Source organism: Mycetohabitans endofungorum, assembly GCF_037477895.1.
Lineage (GTDB): Bacteria > Pseudomonadota > Gammaproteobacteria > Burkholderiales > Burkholderiaceae > Mycetohabitans.
Map to the genome: position 1 here is coordinate 2137904 of NZ_CP132744.1, position 22598 is coordinate 2160501.

The following is a 22598-nucleotide window of genomic DNA, read 5'->3' on the forward strand; positions in this document are numbered from 1 at the left end:
CCAGTTTGGGGAATTGCTTGTGACTACTTCTGGATCGGCCACTGCCGCGCGCCGCAACGCCCAGACCGCCTCTGCCACCCCCCACGCCACCCCCGCACGGCCGACCCCGACTGCGGCGACGCCGCCGGCGCACGCCGCGGCATCGCCCACGCGCAGTCGCACCCGCGAGGACAAGGACGGGCCACTGTTCGAGGACATCCGCTTCCTTGGCCGGTTGCTTGGCGACGTGGTCCGCGAGCAAGAGGGAGACGCCGTATTCAACGTAGTCGAGACGATCCGACAATTAGCGGTGAAATTCCGCCGCGAGGACGACATCGACGCAGCCAAGAAGCTAGACAAGATGCTCAAGGGTCTCACACCGGAGCAAACGGTCAGCGTGGTGCGCGCATTCAGCTACTTCTCCCATCTAGCAAACATCGCCGAAGATCGCCACCATAACCGCCGCCGGCGCATCCATGCGCTGGCCGGCTCCGCCCCACAGGCAGGCACCGTCGCATACGCCCTTGCGCGGCTGGCCACAAGCGGCGGTGAATCGCTGTCCGCGCTGAAGACATTCTTCGACACCGGGCTGATCATGCTGGTGCTCACCGCGCATCCCACCGAGGTGCAGCGCAAAAGCATCCTAGACGCGCAGCACGACATCGCACGCTTGCTGGCCGAGCGTGACCAGCCGCTCACCGCGCGTGAGCGCGCGGCCAACGAAGCGCTGCTGCGCGCCCGTGTCACGTCGCTGTGGCAGACCCGCATGCTGCGTGGCTCGCGGCTTACGGTCGCCGACGAGATCGAAAACGCGCTGTCATATTATCGAGCGACCTTCCTGGACGAGATCCCGGCATTGTATGCAGACATCGAACAGGCACTGGCCGAGCACGGCCTGCCCATCCGACTGCCTCCGTTCTTTCAGATGGGCAGTTGGATCGGCGGCGACCGCGACGGCAATCCGAACGTAACGGCGGCCACGCTCGAGCGGGCGATCACGCGCCAGGCGGCGGTGATCTTCCAACACTATTTGGAGCAGGTGCACCGGCTCGGCGCGGAGCTGTCCGTCTCCGAGTTGCTGGCGGGCTCCAGCGACGCGCTGAAGCAACTGGCGGATACCTCACCCGATATTTCGCCGCACCGCGTGGACGAGCCGTATCGGCGCGCGCTGATCGGCATCTATGCGCGGCTGGCCGCCACCGCACGCGCGCTACTCGGCGACGCAGCCGTCTCGATCCGCGGCGAACACCGCGACGCGGTGCCCTACGCGTCGCCCGATGCATTTCGCGCCGATCTGCAGGTGTTGATCGACTCACTGCAGGCGCGCCATGGCGCGTCGCTCGCCGCCCCCCGGCTAGCACCGCTCGCGCGCGCGGTCGAAGTCTTCGGCTTTCATCTTGCGAGCATCGACCTGCGGCAAAGTTCGGATATTCACGAAGCCGTGCTGACCGAGCTGTTTGCCCGTGCCGGCGTGGTCGACGACTATGCCGCGTTGTCCGAAGACGACAAGCTGGCGCTGCTGCTGGCTGAACTGGCGCAGCCGCGCGCTTTGCGCCTGCCGTACGCAGCGTACTCGCCACTGGTGCACAGCGAGCTTGCCGTGCTGGAGGCCACGCGTGCGATACGGCAGCGCTTTGGCGAGCGGGCCGTGCGCAACTACATCATCTCCCATACCGAAACCGTATCGGACCTGGTTGAAGTGATGCTGCTGCAAAAGGAAACCGGCCTGATGCACGGCAGCCTGCCCGCCGCGGCCCCACAGGGGGGCAACGGCCAGCACGCAACCCATGCTGGGCAGAATGCGCCGCGCGTCAGTTTGATGGTGATTCCCCTGTTCGAGACCATCGCCGACCTGCGTCACGCGCCGCGCATCATGGAAGCGCTGCTGGCGCTGCCAGGCATAGAGTCGATCGTACGCCACCAGGGCGGCGAACAGGAAGTGATGCTCGGCTACTCGGACAGCAACAAGGACGGTGGCTTCCTCACGTCAAACTGGGAACTGTATCGGGCCGAACTGGCGCTGGTCGCGCTGTTCCGTGAGCACGGCGTAAGGTTACGACTGTTTCACGGCCGAGGCGGCACGGTCGGGCGCGGTGGCGGCCCGACCTATCAGGCGATCCTATCGCAGCCACCGGGCACGGTGGATGGGCAGATCCGGTTGACCGAGCAGGGCGAGGTGATCGCCAGCAAGTTCGGCAATCCGGAAATTGGCCGCCGCAATCTCGAAACCGTGATTGCCGCGACGCTGGAGGCGACATTGCAGCCACATGCCCAGTCGCCCCGTGCGCTGCCGCAGTTCGAGGCGCTGATGCAGACGCTATCGGACGCGGCGATGTCGGCCTACCGCGCGCTCGTCTACGAAACCCCGGGCTTCACCGACTATTTCTTCGAATCCACGCCAATTGCCGAGATTGCGGAACTCAATATCGGCAGCCGCCCCGCGTCGCGCAAGCTGCACGATCCCAAGCATCGCCGCATCGAGGACCTGCGCGCGATTCCATGGGGCTTCTCGTGGGGTCAATGCCGTCTGCTGCTCACCGGCTGGTACGGCTTTGGCAGCGCAATCAGCACGTACCTGGATGCCGCGCCGGATGCAGTGGACCGGGAAAAGCGCGTGGCGCTGCTGCGCAAAATGGTCAAGACGTGGCCGTTCTTCTCAAACCTGCTCTCCAACATGGACATGGTGCTCGCCAAGTCGGATCTGGCGGTCGCGTCACGCTATGCACACCTGGTGTCGGACAAGAAGCTTCGCAAACAGGTATTCGGTCAGATCGTTGCCGAATGGCATCGCACCGCGGACGCACTCGCACAGATCACCGGCCATTCATCGCGGCTAGCGGACAATCCGCTGCTCGCCCGCTCGATCAAGAACCGCTTCCCGTACCTCGATCCGCTGAACCACTTGCAGGTCGAACTGCTACGCCGGCACCGCGCGGGCACCACGAACGCACGGTTGCGCCGCGGCATTCACTTGACGATCAACGGAATCGCCGCAGGGTTGCGCAACACGGGCTGACGCCGGCAGGCCGGCGCTACGGCGTGAGTCTGTACAATACGCATCTGCGTTATACCAGTACAAGATCGCTCGCCATCCTAGTACCGATGACCTCCCGGATCATGACGACCGCTTTGCCTGCTGCATTAGATGCCGCGCGTCGCGGCACTCGCGAATCCGCTCCGCGCGCCGACGCGTCAGCCGCGCGCGCGCTCGGCGATTTTATCCGCTCACATCGTGAACGGCTCACGCCGGCCGACGTCGGGCTGCCGCGCGGGACGCGGCGCCGCACGCCGGGTTTGCGACGCGAGGAAGTGGCGCAATTGTGCGACGTTAGCGCCACGTGGTACACGTGGATCGAGCAGGGCCGTCCCGTGTCGGCATCCGCCGACGCGCTGGCGCGGATTGCCGTCGCGTTGCGGCTGTCGCGCGCGGAACGGGCCTATCTGTTCGAGCTTGCCGCGCAGCGCGATCCCGCCGAGCCGGACGCGAGCACGGCCGACGTGCCCGCGGCGCTGCTGGCGAGCGTCGGGCTGATCGCCGCCCCCACCTACGTGCTGGATCCGCGGTGGAATGCGCTCGCCTGGAACGCGGCAGCGGCGGAATTGTTCATCGGCTGGCTCGACGCAGCCAAGCCGGCCGCGACCGCCGGCGTACTGGTTCCCCAGGACGCGCAAGGCAACGGCCCCAACCTGCTGCGTTATACCTTCACATCGCCGGCTGCGCGCACGCTGATCGTCGACTGGGAGAGGCGCGCACGCCGGCTCGTCGCCGAATTCCGCGCCGACTCGATCCGACACCTGAACGACGCACCCACGCGCGCGCTACTCGACGCGCTGATTGCGCAATGCGATCCGTTCGCGCGCTTCTGGGCATCGCAGGACGTGTTTGAGCGCGAGGGCGGCCGGCGCGAGTTCAACCATCCGGCGCGCGGGCGCATCGCCTACGATCAGATCACCTTCGTGCCGGCCCAGCGCGACGACATGAAACTCGTGGTGCTAATCGCACAACACAAGCCGCGCTGCGAAGCCACCGCCGCGGCCGCCGCGCACGACGCCGGCGCCACACTGCCGCGATGCTAGAATGTTTGTCTTTGCCGCACGGCCGTGCGGCAAGCGGCACCCTCCACTATTGCGGCATCCTGTCATGACTTCCCAATTGCACAAAAAGGGCGAAGCTTGGTCGGCGCGTTTTTCCGAGCCGATGTCCGAGCTTGTCAAACGCTATACGTCGTCCGTGTTCTTCGATAAGCGGCTCGCGCTCGTCGACATCGAAGGCTCGCTCGCGCACGCGGCAATGCTCGGTGCGCAACGGATTATCAGCGACGACGACGTCGCGGCAATCCGCAAAGGCATGGAGCAGATCCGCGGCGAGATCGAGCGCGGCGAATTCGAATGGCAGCTGGACCTCGAAGACGTCCACCTGAATATCGAGGCCCGGCTGACCGCGCTGATCGGCGACGCGGGCAAGCGGCTGCACACCGGGCGCTCGCGCAACGACCAGGTCGCCACCGACATCCGGCTCTGGCTGCGCGGCGAAATCGACCGGATCAGCGCGCTGCTTAAGGATTTGCGAAGCGCGCTGCTCGACCTCGCGGAAAGGTATGCCGACACGATCCTGCCGGGCTTCACGCACCTGCAAGTCGCGCAACCGGTGACCTTCGGCCACCATCTGCTCGCGTACGTGGAGATGTTTGCACGCGACACCGAGCGGATGCTCGACTGCCGCAAGCGGGTCAACCGGCTGCCGTTGGGCGCTGCGGCGCTCGCGGGGACCAGCTATCCGATTGACCGTGAGCAAGTCGCCAGGACGCTCGGTTTCGACGGCGTCTGCACGAATTCACTCGATGCGGTGTCGGACCGGGACTTCGCGATCGAATTCACGGCGGCCGCGGCGCTGGTCATGACGCACGTGTCGCGGCTATCCGAGGAGCTGGTGCTGTGGATGAGCCCGCGGGTCGGCTTCATCGACCTGGCCGACCGTTTTTGCACCGGCTCGTCGATCATGCCGCAGAAAAAAAACCCCGACGTGCCTGAGCTTGCGCGCGGCAAGACCGGCCGCGTGAACGGGCACCTGATCGCGCTACTCACGCTCATGAAGGGCCAGCCGCTCGCGTACAACAAGGACAATCAGGAAGACAAGGAGCCGCTGTTCGATACCGTTGACACGGTGGCCGACACGCTGCGCATCTTCACCGAAATGGTCGCCGGCATCACAGTCAAGCCGGATACGATGCGCGCCGCGGCGCTGCAGGGCTTTTCGACTGCGACCGACCTAGCCGATTACCTCGTCAAGCGTGGCTTGCCGTTTCGCGACGCGCACGAAGCAGTGGCGCATGCGGTACGAGTCTGCGTGGACCGGCGCTGTGACCTGGCGGACCTGACGCTTGACCAATTGCGCGCCGAGCTGCCGAAAGTCTCGTCGCTGCTGGGCGACAACGTATTCGACTGTCTGACACTGGAAGGCTCGGTCGCCAGCCGCGATCACGTGGGCGGCACGGCGCCGCAGCAAGTGCGCGCCGCGATCGCGACAGCACGCGCCGCGCTGTCTCGGTAGCGGCGGCGCGCGGCTATTGGCCGACTATCGCACCATCGAACACTGCCCGCCTGTCGCACCGTCAATCACCTACCTTGCCCGCCTATCGCGCCGCCGGACATCTGCTCTGCCATGCCATCGGTGCCACCGGGCACCTACCGTGCCATCGGTGCCGCCCGCCGGCCGATGGCCGGCGCGCCGCTCACGGCCGCACGCAATCCACAAAGTATTCGACGTTGCCGCCGACCACGTCGGTGACCAGCCCGTGAATATCGGTATGAAAGCCGGGGAACCGTGCATTGAAGTCACGCGCGAACCTCAGATAGCGCACGATGGTCTCGTTGAACCGCTCGCCCGGGATCAGCAGCGGAATACCCGGGGGATACGGCGTGAGCAGAATGCTGGTGACGCGGCCCTCGAGGTCGTCGATCGGCACGCGGTCGATCTCGCGGTGCGCAATCTTCGAAAACGCGTCGGTCGGACGCATTGCCGGTTCCATGTTGGACAGGTACATCTCAGTCGTCAGCCGCGCGATATCATTGTCACGGTACACGCTGTGAATCTGCTCGCACAGGTCGCGCAGCCCGACGCGCTCATACATGGGATACTGCGCGACGAATTCCGGCAGCACGCGCCATAGCGGCTGGTTTCGATCGTAGTCGTCCTTGAACTGCTGCAACTCGGTGACCATCGAGTTCCAGCGGCCCTTGGTGATGCCGATCGTGAACATGATGAAGAACGAGTACAGTCCGGTCTTCTCGACAATAATGCCGTGCTCGGCCAGGTAACGGGTGACAATCGCCGCCGGAATGCCCGCCTCGCCAAACTCGCCGTCCACGTCCAGCCCGGGCGTGATGATCGTCGCCTTGATCGGGTCCAGCATGTTGAAGCCTTCGGCCAGGTTGCCGAAACCATGCCAGCGGTCGTTCGGCCGCAGCATCCAGTCCTCGCGCGAACCAATACCCTCGGTCACCAGCTGATCGGGTCCCCACACCTTGAAGAACCAATCGTTGCCATATTCGGCATCGACCTTGCGCATCGCACGACGGAAATCAAGCGCCTCGGCAATCGACTCCTCGACGAGCGCGGTGCCGCCGGGCGGCTCCATCATCGCCGCAGCCACATCGCACGACGCAATGATCGCGTATTGCGGGCTGGTCGACGTATGCATCAGGTACGCCTCGTTGAAGCGATGCCGGTCAAAGCGCGGTAGCTGCGAATCCTGTACCAGGATCTGCGATGCCTGCGAGATGCCGGCCAGCAGCTTGTGCGTCGAATGGGTCGCGAACACCAGCGCGTCGGTCCGGCGGGCGTTCTGCCCGATCGCATGCATGTCCTGGTAGAACGGGTGGAACTCGGCGTGCGGCAGCCAGGCCTCGTCAAAATGCAGCGTGTCGATCGTGTCGCCAAGCAGGTCTTTGATCATCTCGACGTTGTAGACGACACCATCGTAGGTACTTTGCGTGATCGTCAGAATCCGCGGCTTGAGCTTCGGGTTTTTCGCGAGCGCCTCGCGCGCGAACGGATTCGCGTCGATCTTGCGGCGAATGTTCTCCGGTTGGAACTCATCGCGCGGGATCGGCCCAATGATGCCGAAATGGTTGCGGGTGGGCGTCAGGAAGACCGGGATTGCGCCGGTCATCGTGATTGCGTGCAAGATCGACTTGTGGCAGTTGCGGTCCACCACGACGATGTCGCCCGGCGCGACGGTGGCGTGCCAGACGATCTTGTTCGACGTGGACGTGCCGTTAGTCACAAAGAACAGGTGATCGGCGCTGAAGATGCGCGCCGCATTGCGCTCGGACGCGGCCACCGGCCCGGTATGGTCCAGCAGTTGCCCAAGTTCGTCCACCGCGTTGCACACGTCCGCGCGCAGCATGTTCTCGCCGAAGAACTGGTGAAACATCTGGCCAAGCGGACTCTTCAAAAACGCGACACCTCCGGAGTGACCCGGGCAATGCCACGAATACGAACCTTCGTCCGCGTATTTGACCAGTTCCTTGAAGAACGGGGGCGCCAGCGAATCCAGGTACACCTTCGCCTCGCGGATGATATGCCGCGCAACGAACTCAGGCGTATCCTCGAACATATGAATGAAGCCGTGCAATTCGCGCAGGATGTCGTTCGGAATATGACGCGACGTGCGCGTCTCGCCGTACAGGAAGATCGGGATATCGGCGTTGCGACGCCGCACCTCGGCGACGAACGAGCGCAGCGCCAGGATCGCGTGGGCGAGATCGGGCACCTGGTCGTGCGTCGCGGCAACCTCATCGACCAGCGCGATCTCGTCGTCGTCGATCGACAGGATGAAGCAAGACGCGCGGCTGGACTGCTGCGCGAACGAGGTCAGATCACCGTAGCTCGTCAGGCCGAGCACCTCGCCCCCCTCGCGCTCGATCGCCTCGGCAAGCGCGCGGATACCCGAGCCGGAGATGTTCTCCGAGCGAAAATCCTCGTCGATGATGACGACAGGGTAACGAAACTTCATCGGTGATTCTCCAAAAACAAACCGCTGCACTCTACCGTTCGGGTATGCAGCGGCCGTGATATGCCGGATTGAGCCGCGCTGCGTGGCGCGGCGGCGCGCGACAACTCAGGTCTTGGGCAGCGTGACGCCATGCTGGCCCTGGTACTTGCCGCCACGGTCCGCATAGGATGTCTCGCAGACTTCGTCGCTCTCGAAGAACAGTACCTGCGCCACGCCCTCGTTCGCGTAGATCTTCGCCGGCAGTGGCGTCGTGTTCGAGAACTCCAGTGTCACGTGCCCTTCCCATTCGGGCTCGAACGGCGTGACGTTGACGATGATCCCGCAGCGCGCATACGTGGACTTGCCCAGGCACACGGTCAGCACGTTGCGCGGAATGCGAAAGTACTCGACGGTGCGTGCCAGCGCAAACGAGTTCGGCGGGATGATGCACACGTCGCCCTTGAAGTCGACAAAGGACTTCTCGTCGAAGTTCTTCGGATCGACGATCGTCGAGTTGATGTTAGTGAAGATCTTGAATTCGTCCGCACAGCGGATGTCATAGCCGTAGCTCGACGTGCCGTAGCTGACAATCTTATGACCATCCGGCGCAACGCGCACCTGATCCGGCGCGAATGGCTCGATCATGCTGTACTGCTCGACCATGCGCCGGATCCATTTATCGGATTTGATCGTCATACGTGCAATCGAAAGGCGGCAGGGCCGCGGGTTGAAAACGAGCGAACGGAGCGGGGCGCCGCCGCCTCATCGTAGTGGGGCCATTTCATCGCAGCGTGGCCATTACCTGCGAATGATGCCGCAGCCCAGCGCGGGACCAGCGTCGCGCGGCGGAAACGCATAATAGTCCTGCGCGTCGCGGTGCACGATCAGCGCGCGGCCGACCACCGAGCGCACGCCGTCGAGCGATACGTACGGCGACACGATGAACCCGGCCGCCACGCCGTTCGCGTCCGCGTGCAGGTTCACCAGGTCGCCTTCGAGCCTAATCCCTTGCTTCAGGCGCTCGGCCCCAGGGCTGAACACCCCGCCTGCAGCACCCGGCGAATGGCAGTCGCCGCGCTCATGGATCTGCAGCGCATGATCACTGTCCGGCGGCAGCCCACTGAGGTTATAGGTCACCTGCACACCATCGGCATGCTCGATCAACGTGACCGTGCCGCGTGCGGCATGGCCAGCCGCCGGCACGATCTGAACGTCGGCACGCTTGTCGTGCCTGCCGAAGATCGACGCACAACCGACCAGCATCACGCTAGTCGCAAGCAGCGTAATCATCGTGCCGACAAGACGCCATCCCAATCGCGGTTCCATTAAGCCTCAGGGTACTGAACAAGCCGCAATGATACCGCGTCTGGCCCATCTAGCGGGGCGGCCGCCATAGAGGATGTCACAGAGCCATGTCAGGTGTTCTGCACGACGATGGTCGGGAACTTCGAACTCATGTCGCGCGACAGCTTCGCAATCCGGAGCGCGACCTGGCGGGCCATGTCGCGATACAGGCCGGCGATGCGTCCATGCGGGTCGGCGACCACCGTCGGACGTCCCGCATCGGCCTGCTCGCGGATGCCGATATCCAGCGGCAGACTGCCCAGGAACGGCACGCTATACTGTGCGCAAAGGCGCTCGCCACCGCCAGCGCCGAAGATCGGCTCGGCGTGGCCACAGTGGGAGCAGATATGGATGCTCATGTTCTCGACGACGCCTAGGATCGGCACGCCGACCTTCTCGAACATTTTCAGACCCTTTCGCGCGTCCAACAGCGCAATGTCCTGCGGCGTCGTGACGATCACTGCACCGGTCACTGGCACCCGCTGCGCGAGCGTGAGTTGGATATCGCCGGTGCCGGGTGGCATGTCGACAATCAGATAGTCCAGGTCGCGCCAATTCGTCTGCCGCAGCAACTGCTCGAGCGCGGACGTGACCATCGGCCCACGCCACACCATCGGATTGTCCTGCTCGACCAGGAAGCCGATCGAGTTAGCCTGTACGCCATGGCCTTCGAGCGGAATCATCGTCTTGCCATCCTCGGACGCCGGACGGCCGTTGATGCCAAGCATCGTCGGCTGCGATGGGCCGTAGATGTCCGCGTCCAGCACGCCAACCGACGCGCCTTCGGCAGCCAGCGCAAGCGCGAGATTTGCGGCCGTGGTGCTCTTGCCAACCCCGCCCTTACCAGAGGCGACCGCGACAATATTGCGTACGTTCGGCAACAATTGCACGCCGCGTTGCACCGCGTGCGCCACGATCTGGTGAGATACCGTCACGTGCAGATGCGCCACGCCCTGCACGGCGCGCAGCGCTTGTTCGACACGCGCTTGGATCAGTGCATACTGACTCTTGGCCGGATAGCCCAGCACGACCTCGAGTGATACCGTGTCGCCGTCAATCGCGACGTTGCGCACCCCTTTGCCCGCCGTTATCGGCTCTGCGGTGTTCGGGTCGATCACGCCGTGCAGCACGGCGTCGATCTGGGCCCTGTCGATTGTCATCGTTGCTCCGTTACTTGAAGTGTTCCATCCGATCACCCAACGCCTGCCGCGTGCATCGAACCTTGCGTGCGGGGTCGCGTCGAACCTCATACCAGAAGTTGCAAAAAATTGTTGCGTGGCGTTGCCAAACGGCGCTTCCCGCGGCACGCTCTGCGATCGGCAGCTGTTTCGACATTGTAGTGGCATGAAGCCTGCGATGCTGCGGGCGCGCTCGTCGGAAGATCACGCTTAAATGCCGCACGCAAGCATCGCTCCCGACGGTGTGCCATGCACATCGTTCTACTATCGGCCCAATCAACCTAACCCATGAGGTGTCATATGAACGCGAAACTCACCTTCCGCCTTCCGCTGCAAGTGTCGGTCCTCGCAGTCGCAGGCGCGCTGCTGGCCGGCTGCCAGACGCCGCAAGGCAGCAACGCGGCGGTTGGCACCGGCGTCGGCGCGGCCACCGGCGCCGGACTCGGGGCAATTTTCGGCGGCAGCAACGGGGCGGCGATCGGCGCTGCGGCCGGCGCCGCGGTCGGAGGCATCACCGGGTACAACTGGCAGGCGATCAAGCACAAACTGTCGGGTGTCACCGCGGGCACCGGCACCCAAGTGTCCGAGCAACCGGATGGCTCGCTGAAGCTCAATATCCCGAGCTCGGTCTCGTTCGACACAAATAGCTACGCAATCAAACCTTCGTTCACACTGGTGCTCGACCAGGTGGCGCAGACGCTGACCCAGCATCCCGAGTTGGTGGCACACGTGGTCGGACACACCGACAGCACCGGCCAGCCGCGGTACAATCAAACGCTGTCGCAAGAACGTGCGCAAAGCGTCGCGCAATACCTGGCGCAGCATGGCGTCGCCGCGCAACGGCTGGCCGCCGAAGGCCGCGGACAGACGCAACCAATTGCGGACAATAGCACGGAGGCTGGCCGCGCACAGAACCGGCGCGTGGAGATCTACCTGCGGGCCACCTCACAACCGCGCGGATGATGCGCCCTAATTTTCTGCCACCGTGATGATTGCCGCCGCGACACGCGGCGGCAGACGGATCGTTGTTAAATCTCGAAATTTTTTCGAACTTCGTAGCTGATTCGATGTCTGTTTATATGGTACGTGACGGCGATACCGTTGCGTCACCATTCTCCTCTTGTCGTTGTTGCTCCGGGGCTCGAAGCCCCGGTTTTTTTTAGCATTGCACGATGACCGCCTGCGCCCGCCAGTCTGCGGCAAAGCGCGGACAATGTGGGCCCGCGCGTGCTTCGCGCGTCCACTGTCGCGACCGTGTCATCGCAGTCGCGCCTGCTAAAATCGGCGCTCCATCCCGTTTTCGTCGAATCAAACGCTCTATCCGCCATGTCAGCTCCCGTCTCCGCCGGCGCGCCGCGCCGCATGCTCGTCACCTCCGCGCTGCCGTACGCAAACGGCCCGATCCACATTGGCCATCTCGTTGAATATATCCAGACCGACATCTGGGTGCGCGCGATGCGAATGCACGGTCACGAGGTGTACTATGTCGGCGCGGACGATACCCATGGCACGCCGATCATGCTGCGCGCGCAGTCCGAGGGCATCACGCCGCGGCAGTTGATCGAGCGCGTCTGGCAAGAGCATAAGCGCGATTTCGACCATTTCGGCATCTCGTTCGACAATTATTACTCGACGGACTCGGACGAGAACCGGGCGTTGTCCGAGCGCATTTTCACCGCACTCCACGATGCCGGATTGATCGCGGCGCGCGATATCGAACAAGCGTATGACCCGGTCAAGGAGATGTTCCTGCCAGACCGCTTCATCAAAGGTGAATGCCCGAAATGCGGCGCGAAGGACCAGTATGGCGACAGTTGCGAGGTGTGTGGATCGACGTACCAGCCAACTGAACTGGTCAAACCGTATTCAGTGTTGTCCGGCGCGACGCCGGTGAAAAAAACATCGACGCACTATTTTTTCAAGCTGTCCGATCCGCGCTGCGAGACCTTCCTGCGCGGCTGGGTCAGCCAGCTCGCGCAGCAGGAAGCCACCAACAAGATGCGCGAGTGGCTCGGCGAGGACGACGACGCGAAGCTCGCCGACTGGGACATCTCGCGCGATGCGCCGTACTTTGGCTTCGAAATCCCGGGCGCGCCCGGCAAGTATTTCTACGTGTGGCTCGATGCACCGGTCGGCTACTATGCAAGCTTCAAGAACCTATGCGAGCGTCGCGGCTTGGATTTCGACGAATGGGTCCGTCCGGATTCGACCACCGAGCAATACCACTTCATTGGCAAGGACATCCTGTATTTCCACACGCTGTTCTGGCCTGCGATGCTGCAATTTTCCGGCTACCGCACGCCGACCAACGTGTTCGCGCATGGCTTCCTGACCGTGGACGGCACGAAAATGTCTAAGTCGCGCGGCACCTTCATCAACGCGAACAGCTACATCACGACCGGTTTGGATCCGCAATGGCTGCGGTACTACCTCGCCGCGAAACTTAACAGCACGATGGAGGACATCGATCTGAACCTCGATGACTTCCAGGCGCGCGTCAACAGCGACCTGATCGGCAAATACGTGAACATCGCGAGCCGCGCCGCCGGTTTCCTGGTCAAGCGGTTCGATGCACGCGTGCAGGACAGCGCGATGAACCATCCGCTGCTGGTCCGGCTGCGCGCCGCGATCCCGACGATCGCGGCGCACTACGAAGGCCGCGAATACAGCCGCGCACTGCGCCAGACCATGGAGTTGGCGGATGCCGTCAACGCGTACGTGGATGCCGCCAAGCCTTGGGAACAGGCCAAGGATCCCGCCAATGCGGTGGCGTTGCACGAGACGTGCAGCGTCAGCCTTGAGGCGTTTCGGTTGCTCACGCTGGCGCTCAAGCCGGTATTGCCGAAGCTCGCCGAATCGGTCGAAACATTCCTGTCGATCGAGCCGCTCACATGGGCCGACGTCACAGTGCCGCTGTCGTCAGCGCGGCCGATCCGGCCGTACCAGCACCTCATGCAGCGCGTGGACCCCAAGCAGATCGACGCGCTGCTTGCCGCCAACCGCCAGTCATTGCAGCCGAACGCGACCACGGCCGCCACCGCGGCGGGCACGGCCAAGTCGTTGGGCGCCAACAACACGTCGGCAAACGGCGAGCGCTTCATCACGATCGACGATTTTGCCAAGATCGACCTGCGCATTGCGCGCATCGTCGACTGCAAAGCGGTGGAAGGGTCCGACAAACTGCTGCAACTGACCCTGGACGTGGGCGAAGCGAGCACGCGCAATGTGTTCTCTGGAATCAAGGCAGCCTACCGCCCCGAGGAACTGATCGGCAAGCTGACCGTGATGGTCGCGAACCTCGCGCCACGCAAGATGAAGTTTGGCGTGTCCGAAGGCATGGTATTGGCCGCGTCGGCGGCGGATGAGAAAAAGGAACCCGGCATCTACGTGCTCGAGCCGCACAGCGGTGCAAAGCCCGGCATGCGGGTCAAATAGCGCACTAGCGCGCACTGCGCGCCGCTACTTTTTCCAAAAGCCGTCGAAGCGACGGGTGAACTGCAGGTCCACGCCGTTATAGGTGCCGGCGTAGGACATGATGGCCCAGAACCGCGACAGGTTCACCGTCACCTTGAACGCGTTGTTCGTCGTCTCAATGCCTTGCTCGTAGCCGAGCACGAGCCGCTCGGTGATGGCCTTCGAGAGCGTCACCACTTGCGGATCTGTTAGGCCGACCTCACTTTGGCCGACCGAGACTTCGTCCAGTCCAAAGGTTTGCGCGATCCGCTTGCCGGTCGCGCTGCCCAGCAGCGCGATCGCCGCATTCATCGTGCTCTGCTGCCCAAGGTTCGCGCCGGTATCGGTGCCATGCCCAAGTAGCAGCCATGACAGCTTCTCGTTGTCGTTCACGTTGGGCTCCGACACCAGCTTGACCTTGGACGACTGCACGGTGCCGGTCACCTGTACACCGGCTTCGATCTCCTGGTTGCGCCGCATCGCGAGGATGTTGATACCCGGGTCGTTAACCGGCCCATTAAACGTGAAATAGCCGTTCTCGATACCCAGCTTGCGGCCAAACGCGGTATAGGTGGACCCTTCCACGACCCGCACGTTGCCCACGGCACGCAACAGCTGGTTCGGTGCGCTGACGAGGTTGATCACACCACGCAGCCCCAAATCGGCGCCAGCGCCGCGAAAGCGAAAATTCTGACCCAGGTCGACGTCAATGTTGGCGCGTGGCGCGAACGGGCCCGCCGGCTTGCCGGCGTCGGCACGCGCCGCAGCGTGCTCGTCCTCGACCGTGCCGTCCGGTCGCACGATCACGACGTCGTCGGACAAACTTGGCGCCGATTGCTCCGGCAAATCGAACAGTGCCTTGTTGACAAAAAACCGGCCATTGATCGCCATCCCGCCCTGCGCGCCGGCATTGGCCACCGTCGCATCACCGGACAACGACAGCTGGCGATACGGCGACGCGAACAGCTCGAGCTGATCGGCCACGATATGCGCGCTCAAATCAGGGTTCTGTTGGTCGAGCATCACGTTGCCGGTGGCGCGCAGCGTGCCTTGAGCGCCATGAAACTGAACCTGTCGGAATTCGACCTGGTTCTCGGTCAGCACCACGCGCACGATACCGTCTTTGAGCGTGATGCCTTGGTCAACAACGGTCGCCGACAAGCCATCGCCGGTCAGCGTGCCGGAGACCTTCGGGTGCGATACCTGACCCGCGATCGCCAGCTTCAGTAACATCTGCCCATCGAGCCGGTAGCTTGGTCCGAGCAGCCCGCCGGTAGTACGCAGCGACGGCAGGTCAAGCACAACCGTGCCGTCCAGCGGTGCGTCGCCGGCCACCACCGGCACACCGTCCTGCATGGCAACCGGCATGCGCAGCGTCGCCTCCAGCGTGCCAAGGCGCTCTGCCACCGCTTGGACCGTCGCATTCAGGCGGCGGCCCGCTGCAAAGTCAATGCGTGCCATTGCGTCGCTGATGCCCAGCGACGCAATGCCGCGTCCCGCATCAATCGTGACGTCCCCTGAGCGCCGCTTGATCTGCACATAGCCCGCGGCGCGCGGCCCGAACGACACGTCCCACTGCGCATCGAACACCAAATCGGTCCTGAACGACGCCTGCTGGTGCGTGAGTTGCTCGCGAAGCTGCAGCAGGCGCGCCACGTCGACATGCGCCAGCGAGCCGCTCGATTGCAAACGCCCGCCCGCATATTGAAACGACTTCAAGTCCAGCAACGCGCGCTCCACGCTCAAGCGCGTGGCGCCGATCACCCAATGCCCGGCGCTGGCGCTCACGGTCGCCGGCGCGGCCAGCTTGACCTCGGGCAGGCCGCGGTTTTCCAGTTGTCTGATCGTGCCATCCCAGCCGATACCGCCCCGCGCGTCGGTTAGCTTGCCGCTTGCCGCCACGTTGAAATCGACCGGCTGTCCACCGACGCTGCCGTTCCCGCTGGCGATCAACGTGTGGTGCGCGCGCACCCCATCCAGCCGTAGCGACAGCGCATTGAACCGCACCTGCGGCGTGGTTACCGCTCGCGCGTCAAGGGTCGCGATCATCGCGCCCTGCGCCCCGTCGCGCAACTCGATACGGCCCGCGGCATGGCCGATCCGGTTGCCGCCCATGACCACGCCGTCTGCCTGATAGCTGGCGACCACATTCGGATGCGCGAGCGAGCCGGTCACGTCGCCCTTGGCGTGCGCCGCGCCCGCCATGCCAAAACCAAGCCGCTCTAGCGCCGGGGCATCGACATGGAACAGCAACCGGTCGCCGGCTGCGCCGAAGCTGCCGCGTAATTGGATGTCGTTGCCGGCCACGCTCACGTGCACGTCACTGGACATGATCCGCGTGCCGGCCAGCGCCAGCGTCCCGCCGCCATTCAGCGGCAAGCCGTTGTAGACGCTATCGCGCACCGCAAAGTCGGCCTGGACGGTCAGCGTCGGCGTCAATGCGCCTTTTGCGTTGAGCGTGCCGGTCACGCGCGCATCGAACCGCTGGGCGGCGCGCTTGCCGGCACCCTTGGCGGCGGCCTTGCCCGTACCGCTGCCGGCAGCCTTGGGCACCATGCGGCTGCCGTTGTACGGAACCGGTCCACCCGTGCGGCCTGTCTGCAGGCTGTCACGCGCCAACAACGCGAACGGATCGAGCGCCGCCAACGTGGCCTTCAATTCGTAGTTGGAGTGCTCATCTCGACGCAGCACACCGGCAAGCTCCGCGTGCCCGTCGCCCGCCGTGAGTCTCACGCGCTCTAGCGCAAGCTGCCTGGGATTGATCGCGACGGCCCCCTGCACACGCAGCTTGGCGTCGGCGTCCGCCAGATCAACCTGCACCTGCTGACGAGCGGCATCGAGCTCGACGCCGATGGGTCCGGCAAGCCGGGTCGTGCGCAACGTGGCGCTCAACACGCTCAGATCCAGGTCGGACGTGCACAGCTCAACACGGCCACGACCATGCTCCAGCGCGCCCGCTCCGCTCACCGTCGCGCCGCCGAGCAGACGGACCTTCAGCGCGGAGAGGATTTGCCGGCTCGCGTCCACGCGCACGTTGGTACGCGCGTCGATCAGCGGCAGGCGTTGCTGTGCGGGTAGCCCGGGCACCGCATTGACGACGGATACTTCACCAGCGACGACCAGCGGCATGTCGGGGGCAGCGGCGCCGCGCGCCTGAGCGCGCGGCGCGGGCTCGACCGGCCGCAAGCGGGCGCGTATCGATAGGTCCGCATGCGGTGCGCCCGGATTGAAGGCTCGGGGATCGAGACGGTCGACGTCGAGCGTGACGACCTTCAACGGCACGTCGGCAAATGGGGTAGCCTCCACGTGCGCGACCCCATTCAACTGCAAGCCGTTCGACTGCATACCGCTCGCCTGCATGTCGGCGACGAGCGCCTGCAGCGAACCGGACACCTGCACACCAAGCCGCATCTCATGCCCGCCGAACTGGCCTGACAGCCCTGTCTCGCCACGCACGGCGAACGGCCGTACGCCGTCTAGCGCCACGTCCGCATGGAGCGGGCCATACGGAGTTTGCAGCCTGTCGAGCACAAGATGATGACGCCGCCCGTCGCTGCTGCCGTGCGCGTGCAATGCCGATAGCTCGATCGTCGATCCCGGCTCGTGGAGGCGGATCGCGGCCACGTCCAGTGAATGGATCTGCACCTGCAGCGGCACGGTCAACCGCTGCGGCAGCGTCGCACGCGTGGCGGGTTGACCAGCCGGGGCGAGCCGAGCCTCGACCGTGCCAATTCTTAGCGATTGGATGGACAATCGCCACGGTAGGTGCGTCACCCTCCACTGTCCGTCGATACGATCGAGCCGGATATCCGTGCCCCCGCGCTGCCACCTGACGTCACGTGCTCGCAGCCCGTGCGCAAGCGTACCCCCGTCGAGTGTCCCGGAGAACGCACCCGCCGTGGCCCGACTCGCGATCTGCCACAACGCGCGCGTGCCCGGTTCGGTATGCACAGCCACCAGCAACGCGACCACCGCCAGCACGAGACTGAACCCCAGGCCGCTGGCCCAGCGCAGCACGCGCCGGCCGCGGCCACGCCGCCCTGGTGCGCGATCGCCGTGCTGCCCGGCAGCGCCACTGGTGCGCGGCTCGCCGCCGGGGCGGGAGGGTTCACGGTCGGCAGGCTGGTGGTCGTCGTCGCTCATGCGTCAAGAATCGGGTAGTGCCGCAAGGTGAATCAGAACGCGATGCCCAGCGTCAAATAGGGGCGCCAGCTATGGTTGCGCAGGCCATATGCGAGGTCAACATTGATTGGCCCGACGGGGCTGCGCCAGCGTGCGCCGACGCCCACACCCTGGTAAAAAAACTTTTCGGTCCAGTTGTCGGTCGCCGTGCCGATATCCCAGAAGGCCGCCGCGCCCCAGTCGTGGTTGAACCAGTGCTGGTATTCGGCGGCGCCGCTGAGCAGATATTTGGTCGGCAGCACCGAGCCGCCCACATTGTTGCCAATGCTGTCGTAGCCATAGCCGCGTATCGTCTCCGTGCCGCCGGCGCGAAACAGCAACGATGCCGGTATGCCGCGCGAGCCGCCGGTCGTGAATACGCCACCGGCTTGCAGCCGCAGCAGCACGATGTCGCGTCGACCAATCGGCACGTACTGCCGTGCGTTCGCGTAGGCCCGCCCGAACGTCTGATCCGTCATCACGCCCTTGATCGCCAAACCGGCCTCTAGGCGCAGCAGGTTGCCCGCTCGCGGAAACACCGGATCGTCGACGTTACGCCGGGTCCACAACCACGCCGGCACGAGCGCGCGGCTCACGGTGGGCCCGGCGCTATTCTGGTCCAGACGATCCAGGTAGAACAGCACCTGGTAGTTGTAGTCGATATTTTGCGACGTGCGCGTGCGCTGCGCGCCGACCCGCGCGCTATGGATATCGGTGCCCGACACGTCGGTGCGCGTGTACGAGCCGAGCAGCGTGTTGGTCCACGCGCGCGGTCCCGGCGGCATCGACAGCTGCACCTGGCCGTACTGCTGCGTCTGGTCCAACCGGCCCGAGAAGCTGAAGGGCCAGGCAACGCCGAACATGTCCAGGTACGAGTATGCCCCCTGGATGTGTCCGCCGGTATCGGACGAATAGCCAATGCCAGTACGCACCGCGTTGTACTGGTATTCACTGACCTTAACGTGCACGGGCGTGTTCTGCGGTTGGCGGACGTCGTCATCGACTGAAATGCCAACGCTGGCATAGTACGGCGTGTTCTGCACCTGCCGCTGCAGTTCGGCGATGCGCTCGGCGCTGTAGATTTCGCCCGGACCCAGCGGGTTGACGTTCGTGATAATCGATTGCGGATAGCGCCGCGTGCCGGACACATCCAGCGGCCCAATGGTGAACGTCGGCCCGCTCTCATACGTGATGCTCAAGCTTGCCTCATGAGTACGAGGATTGATCCGCGCTTGCGAACGCGCAATCGTCGCGCCCAGGTAGCGGTGCGACTGCAGCGTCTTAAGCGAGGCCTTCTTGGCCTCGTCCCACGCCGTCTGCGTAAACGGCTCACCGCTTGTCAGCCCGAATGCGCTGCGTACCGCCTTTTCCTTTTCGGGCGCCTCGGTCAGCATCGGCCCAGTGAACGACAACTCGACCGCCGACACGTGCGTGCGCGGGCCCGGCTCCACATGCACGGTCACCGCGCGACGCTTATCGGCGCGCACGTCGGTGCGCACCACCGGCTCGAAATACCCTTCAGTGGACAGTAGGTCGCGCACTTGCTGCGGTACCGCCGTCACGAGAAACTCAAATTGCTCGTCCGAGATGTCATTTCGCTTAGCGAAACGCGACACATCCAGGTGAGCCCGCAGCAGCTTACGCAGTGCATAGGACGGCGCGTCAATATCCACGTCGTACTTGGCCAGGGCGGCGCCAGGCGTCATCAGTGGCATGACCATTATGGCGCATTGCAGCGCCCAGCGCACCGCGTGCACTCGCGTGTATATTGCTCGCGCGCGCCGGGCAACACCGCAAGGCAGCCCAGAAGAACTACGTGGCAAATCGAACTCCGTCGATGAACATGGCGGTCAACGTCGCAGCGTCGGTAGCGCGAAGTGGCAAACCTATATTGGAACATATCACACGCGCCAGGCACTCAGGCATGAATGACGCAATGCGCTGGCGCGGGCGGGCCGGGTTGCGCCATTGGAGAGGCGGCCCGCCCCCTTTGTTCCGAGTCCGGAAGCTTGCGGTAAAATCTGGAATCGGATTTTTTGGTTTGCGGAGTATTGTCATGTATCAATCAGACATCAGCCAATTCCTGGCCCAGCTCAAGCAGCAACATCCGGAACTCGAGGAACAGCAACGCAACGGCCGCGCACTGCTGTGGGACAAAGCGCCGATCGATCTGGACGAGCGCACGCGCCAGCAACAGGCACGCGTGCCGCAGACACCCTACGTGTACTACCAGAATTTCTGACGTGAGCGCCGTTCCGGCACCGGACGACCCGGGCCAGCAGGCATCCGAGGTCGCGCTGTACACGCCGGCCACCGACTCGACGCCGGGCACGCTCGACGGCGTCGCGTTCGCTCGCCTATACGGCGAGCCGCTGTTCAAGGTGCCGCAAGACCTGTACATCCCGCCGGACGCGCTCGAAGTCTTTCTGGAAGCATTTGAGGGTCCGCTCGATCTGCTGCTCTACTTGATCCGCAAGCAGAATTTCAACGTGCTCGACATTCCGATGGCGGACGTCACCGCGCAATACTTGGGCTACGTCGACCAGATCCGCGCGACGAACCTGGAGTTGGCGGCCGAATACTTGCTAATGGCGGCCATGCTGATCGAAATCAAGTCACGCATGTTGCTGCCGGTGAAACAGGCCGACACCGGCGAGGATGTCGAGGACCCGCGTGCCGAATTAGTACGCCGACTGCTCGAGTACGAGCAAATGAAGCTTGCCGCGCAACAGTTGGACCGCCTGCCGCAGCACGGGCGTGACTTCCTGCGCGCGCAGGTATATATCGAGCAAAACCTGGCGCCACGCTGGCCGGACGTCAACGCGGACGACCTGCGCGGCGCATGGGCCGACGTGCTCAAGCGCGCCAAGCTCGTGCAGCATCACAAGATCACCCGCGAGGAACTGTCGGTGCGCGAGCACATGAGCCAGATCCTGCGCAAGCTACAGCACGCGCGTTTCATGGAATTCACCGAATTGTTCGATGTATCGCGTGGCGTGCCCGTGGTGGTCGTCAACTTCATTGCGATGCTGGAGCTCTCCCGCGAATCGTTGCTCGAGATCACGCAGGCCGAGCCGTTCGCACCGATCTACGTCCGGCTGGCGTACTCACCGACCTAAGGATCCGCTCAGCGATCCTTTTCCGCTTACATGAAAGTCATTAGCTCGATCAACGAATTGCGCGACCAGCTGCGCGGGCAGAACCGCGTCGCGTTCGTGCCCACGATGGGCAACTTGCACGAAGGACACCTATCGCTGATGCGCCTAGCGCGCCAGCACGGCGACCCAGTGGTCGCCAGCATCTTCGTGAACCGACTGCAATTCGGGCTGAACGAGGATTTCGACAAGTATCCGCGCACGCTCGAGACCGACATCGACAAGCTACAGCGGGAAAACGTCTACGTGCTATTTGCACCGACCGAGCAGGACATGTACCCGCGTGCGCAGGAATATCGCGTGCACCCGCCACATGATCTGGGTGACATTCTCGAGGGCGAGTTCCGACCGGGGTTCTTTCACGGCGTCTGCACGGTCGTGATGAAACTGATGTCGTGCGTGCAGCCGCGTGTCGCGGTGTTCGGCAAGAAAGACTACCAGCAGTTGATGATCGTGCGACAGATGTGTGAGCAATTCGCGCTGCCCATTGAAGTGGTCGCCGCCGAGACGGTGCGCGACACGGACGGGCTCGCGCTGTCGTCACGCAATGTGTATCTGACGCCATCGGAGCGTGCCGAGGCGCCAACCCTGTATCGTACACTGCAGCAGGTGCGCGAGAGCGTGCTCGCGGGTCACCGCGATTTCGCCAAGATTGAGCTAGCCGCGTTCGAGACGTTAATCGAGCGCGGCTGGAAACCCGACTATATTGCGATTCGCAAGCGCGCCAATCTGCGCTCGCCGCAACCGCACGAAGGGCATGAACCACTGGTCGTACTCGCCGCCGCGCAGCTTGGCGCGACCCGGCTCATTGATAACCTGGAGATTTGACCGCCCACGCCGACTCGCTGGCCCCTTTGCTCGCGCGCCGTGCCCTAACCGCAACGCACGACGCGGTGCACACCGCAGTACCGGAGACCCCATTACTGGAGCCCCCCATGCAACGTACGATGCTCAAATCGAAGATTCACCGCGCCACCGTCACGCACTGTGAATTGCACTATGAAGGTTCCTGCGCCATCGACGAAAATCTGCTCGAGGCCGCCAACATCGCGGAAAACGAGCAGATCGACATCTGGAACATCAATAACGGCGAGCGCTTGACCACCTACGCGATCCGCGGCGAACGGGGCAGCGGCATGATCTCGCTGAACGGGTCCGCCGCGCGCCGCGCGCAGGTGGGCGACCTCATTATCATCGCCGCGTTCGCGCTGGTCGACGACGCCGACGTGCGTCATGGCTTCAAGCCGAACCTGGTGTTCTGCGACGAACGCAATACGATCAAGAGCGCCCGGGACCACGTACCGACGCAGAACTGGGACGCGCGCTGAGCG

At 64.0% G+C, this 22598-nt stretch carries 15 protein-coding genes; 9 read left to right on the forward strand and 6 right to left on the reverse strand.

Annotated elements, in window-relative coordinates:
- Positions 1–19: 19 nt before the first annotated feature.
- From ppc to argH, 3 genes are all read left to right on the forward strand, one after another.
- Positions 20–2995 (forward strand): phosphoenolpyruvate carboxylase, encoded by a 2976-nt coding sequence (ppc, locus tag RA167_RS09345; RefSeq protein ID WP_076787356.1) that lies wholly within the window; start codon positions 20–22, stop codon positions 2993–2995.
- A gap of 101 nt (positions 2996–3096) precedes the next feature.
- Entirely contained in the window at positions 3097–4056 is a 960-nt protein-coding gene (locus RA167_RS09350) for a helix-turn-helix transcriptional regulator (RefSeq protein WP_076785327.1), read from the forward strand.
- A gap of 64 nt (positions 4057–4120) precedes the next feature.
- A complete protein-coding gene (argH, locus tag RA167_RS09355; protein WP_076787360.1) occupies positions 4121–5530 on the forward strand; it encodes an argininosuccinate lyase in 1410 nt (469 codons plus the stop codon).
- Positions 5531–5711: 181 nt separating this feature from the next.
- On the opposite strand, the gene RA167_RS09360 is transcribed toward argH, so the two are convergent.
- From RA167_RS09360 to apbC, 4 genes are all read right to left on the reverse strand, one after another.
- A complete protein-coding gene (locus RA167_RS09360) occupies positions 5712–7997 on the reverse strand; it encodes an arginine/lysine/ornithine decarboxylase (RefSeq protein ID WP_076785328.1) in 2286 nt (761 codons plus the stop codon).
- A 105-nt stretch (positions 7998–8102) separates the two neighbouring features.
- Complete coding sequence (gene dcd, locus RA167_RS09365) at positions 8103–8672, reverse strand: dCTP deaminase (protein WP_076785329.1); 570 nt, start codon at positions 8670–8672, stop codon at positions 8103–8105.
- 102 nt (positions 8673–8774) lie between these two features.
- Positions 8775–9302: a superoxide dismutase family protein gene (locus RA167_RS09370; protein WP_076785330.1), complete on the reverse strand. Its 528-nt coding sequence runs from the start codon at positions 9300–9302 to the stop codon at positions 8775–8777.
- A gap of 89 nt (positions 9303–9391) precedes the next feature.
- The gene (gene apbC / locus RA167_RS09375) at positions 9392–10480 is read right to left on the reverse strand and encodes an iron-sulfur cluster carrier protein ApbC (RefSeq protein WP_076785331.1); all 1089 of its coding nucleotides are present in this window, start codon (positions 10478–10480) and stop codon (positions 9392–9394) included.
- Positions 10481–10798: 318 nt separating this feature from the next.
- On the opposite strand from apbC, the gene RA167_RS09380 reads away from it, so the two are divergent.
- A complete protein-coding gene (locus tag RA167_RS09380) occupies positions 10799–11461 on the forward strand; it encodes an OmpA family protein (protein ID WP_076785332.1) in 663 nt (220 codons plus the stop codon).
- Between the two features lie 363 nt (positions 11462–11824).
- A complete protein-coding gene (gene metG / locus RA167_RS09385) occupies positions 11825–13933 on the forward strand; it encodes a methionine--tRNA ligase (RefSeq protein ID WP_076785333.1) in 2109 nt (702 codons plus the stop codon).
- Positions 13934–13957: 24 nt separating this feature from the next.
- On the opposite strand, the gene RA167_RS09390 is transcribed toward metG, so the two are convergent.
- Positions 13958–18094, reverse strand: coding sequence for a translocation/assembly module TamB domain-containing protein (locus RA167_RS09390; RefSeq protein ID WP_076785334.1), 4137 nt, complete (start codon positions 18092–18094; stop codon positions 13958–13960).
- A gap of 32 nt (positions 18095–18126) precedes the next feature.
- Positions 18127–19833: an autotransporter assembly complex protein TamA gene (locus RA167_RS09395; protein WP_237574224.1), complete on the reverse strand. Its 1707-nt coding sequence runs from the start codon at positions 19831–19833 to the stop codon at positions 18127–18129.
- A gap of 335 nt (positions 19834–20168) precedes the next feature.
- Between RA167_RS09395 and RA167_RS09400 the strand changes: the two genes are divergently transcribed.
- From RA167_RS09400 to panD, 4 genes are all read left to right on the forward strand, one after another.
- Positions 20169–20354 (forward strand): DUF3460 family protein, encoded by a 186-nt coding sequence (locus RA167_RS09400; protein WP_076785336.1) that lies wholly within the window; start codon positions 20169–20171, stop codon positions 20352–20354.
- A 1-nt stretch (position 20355) separates the two neighbouring features.
- Complete coding sequence (locus RA167_RS09405) at positions 20356–21231, forward strand: segregation and condensation protein A (RefSeq protein ID WP_076785337.1); 876 nt, start codon at positions 20356–20358, stop codon at positions 21229–21231.
- Between the two features lie 30 nt (positions 21232–21261).
- Positions 21262–22095 (forward strand): pantoate--beta-alanine ligase, encoded by an 834-nt coding sequence (gene panC, locus RA167_RS09410; protein ID WP_076785338.1) that lies wholly within the window; start codon positions 21262–21264, stop codon positions 22093–22095.
- 107 nt (positions 22096–22202) lie between these two features.
- A complete protein-coding gene (panD, locus tag RA167_RS09415; RefSeq protein ID WP_076785339.1) occupies positions 22203–22595 on the forward strand; it encodes an aspartate 1-decarboxylase in 393 nt (130 codons plus the stop codon).
- The last annotated feature ends 3 nt before the right edge of the window (positions 22596–22598 follow it).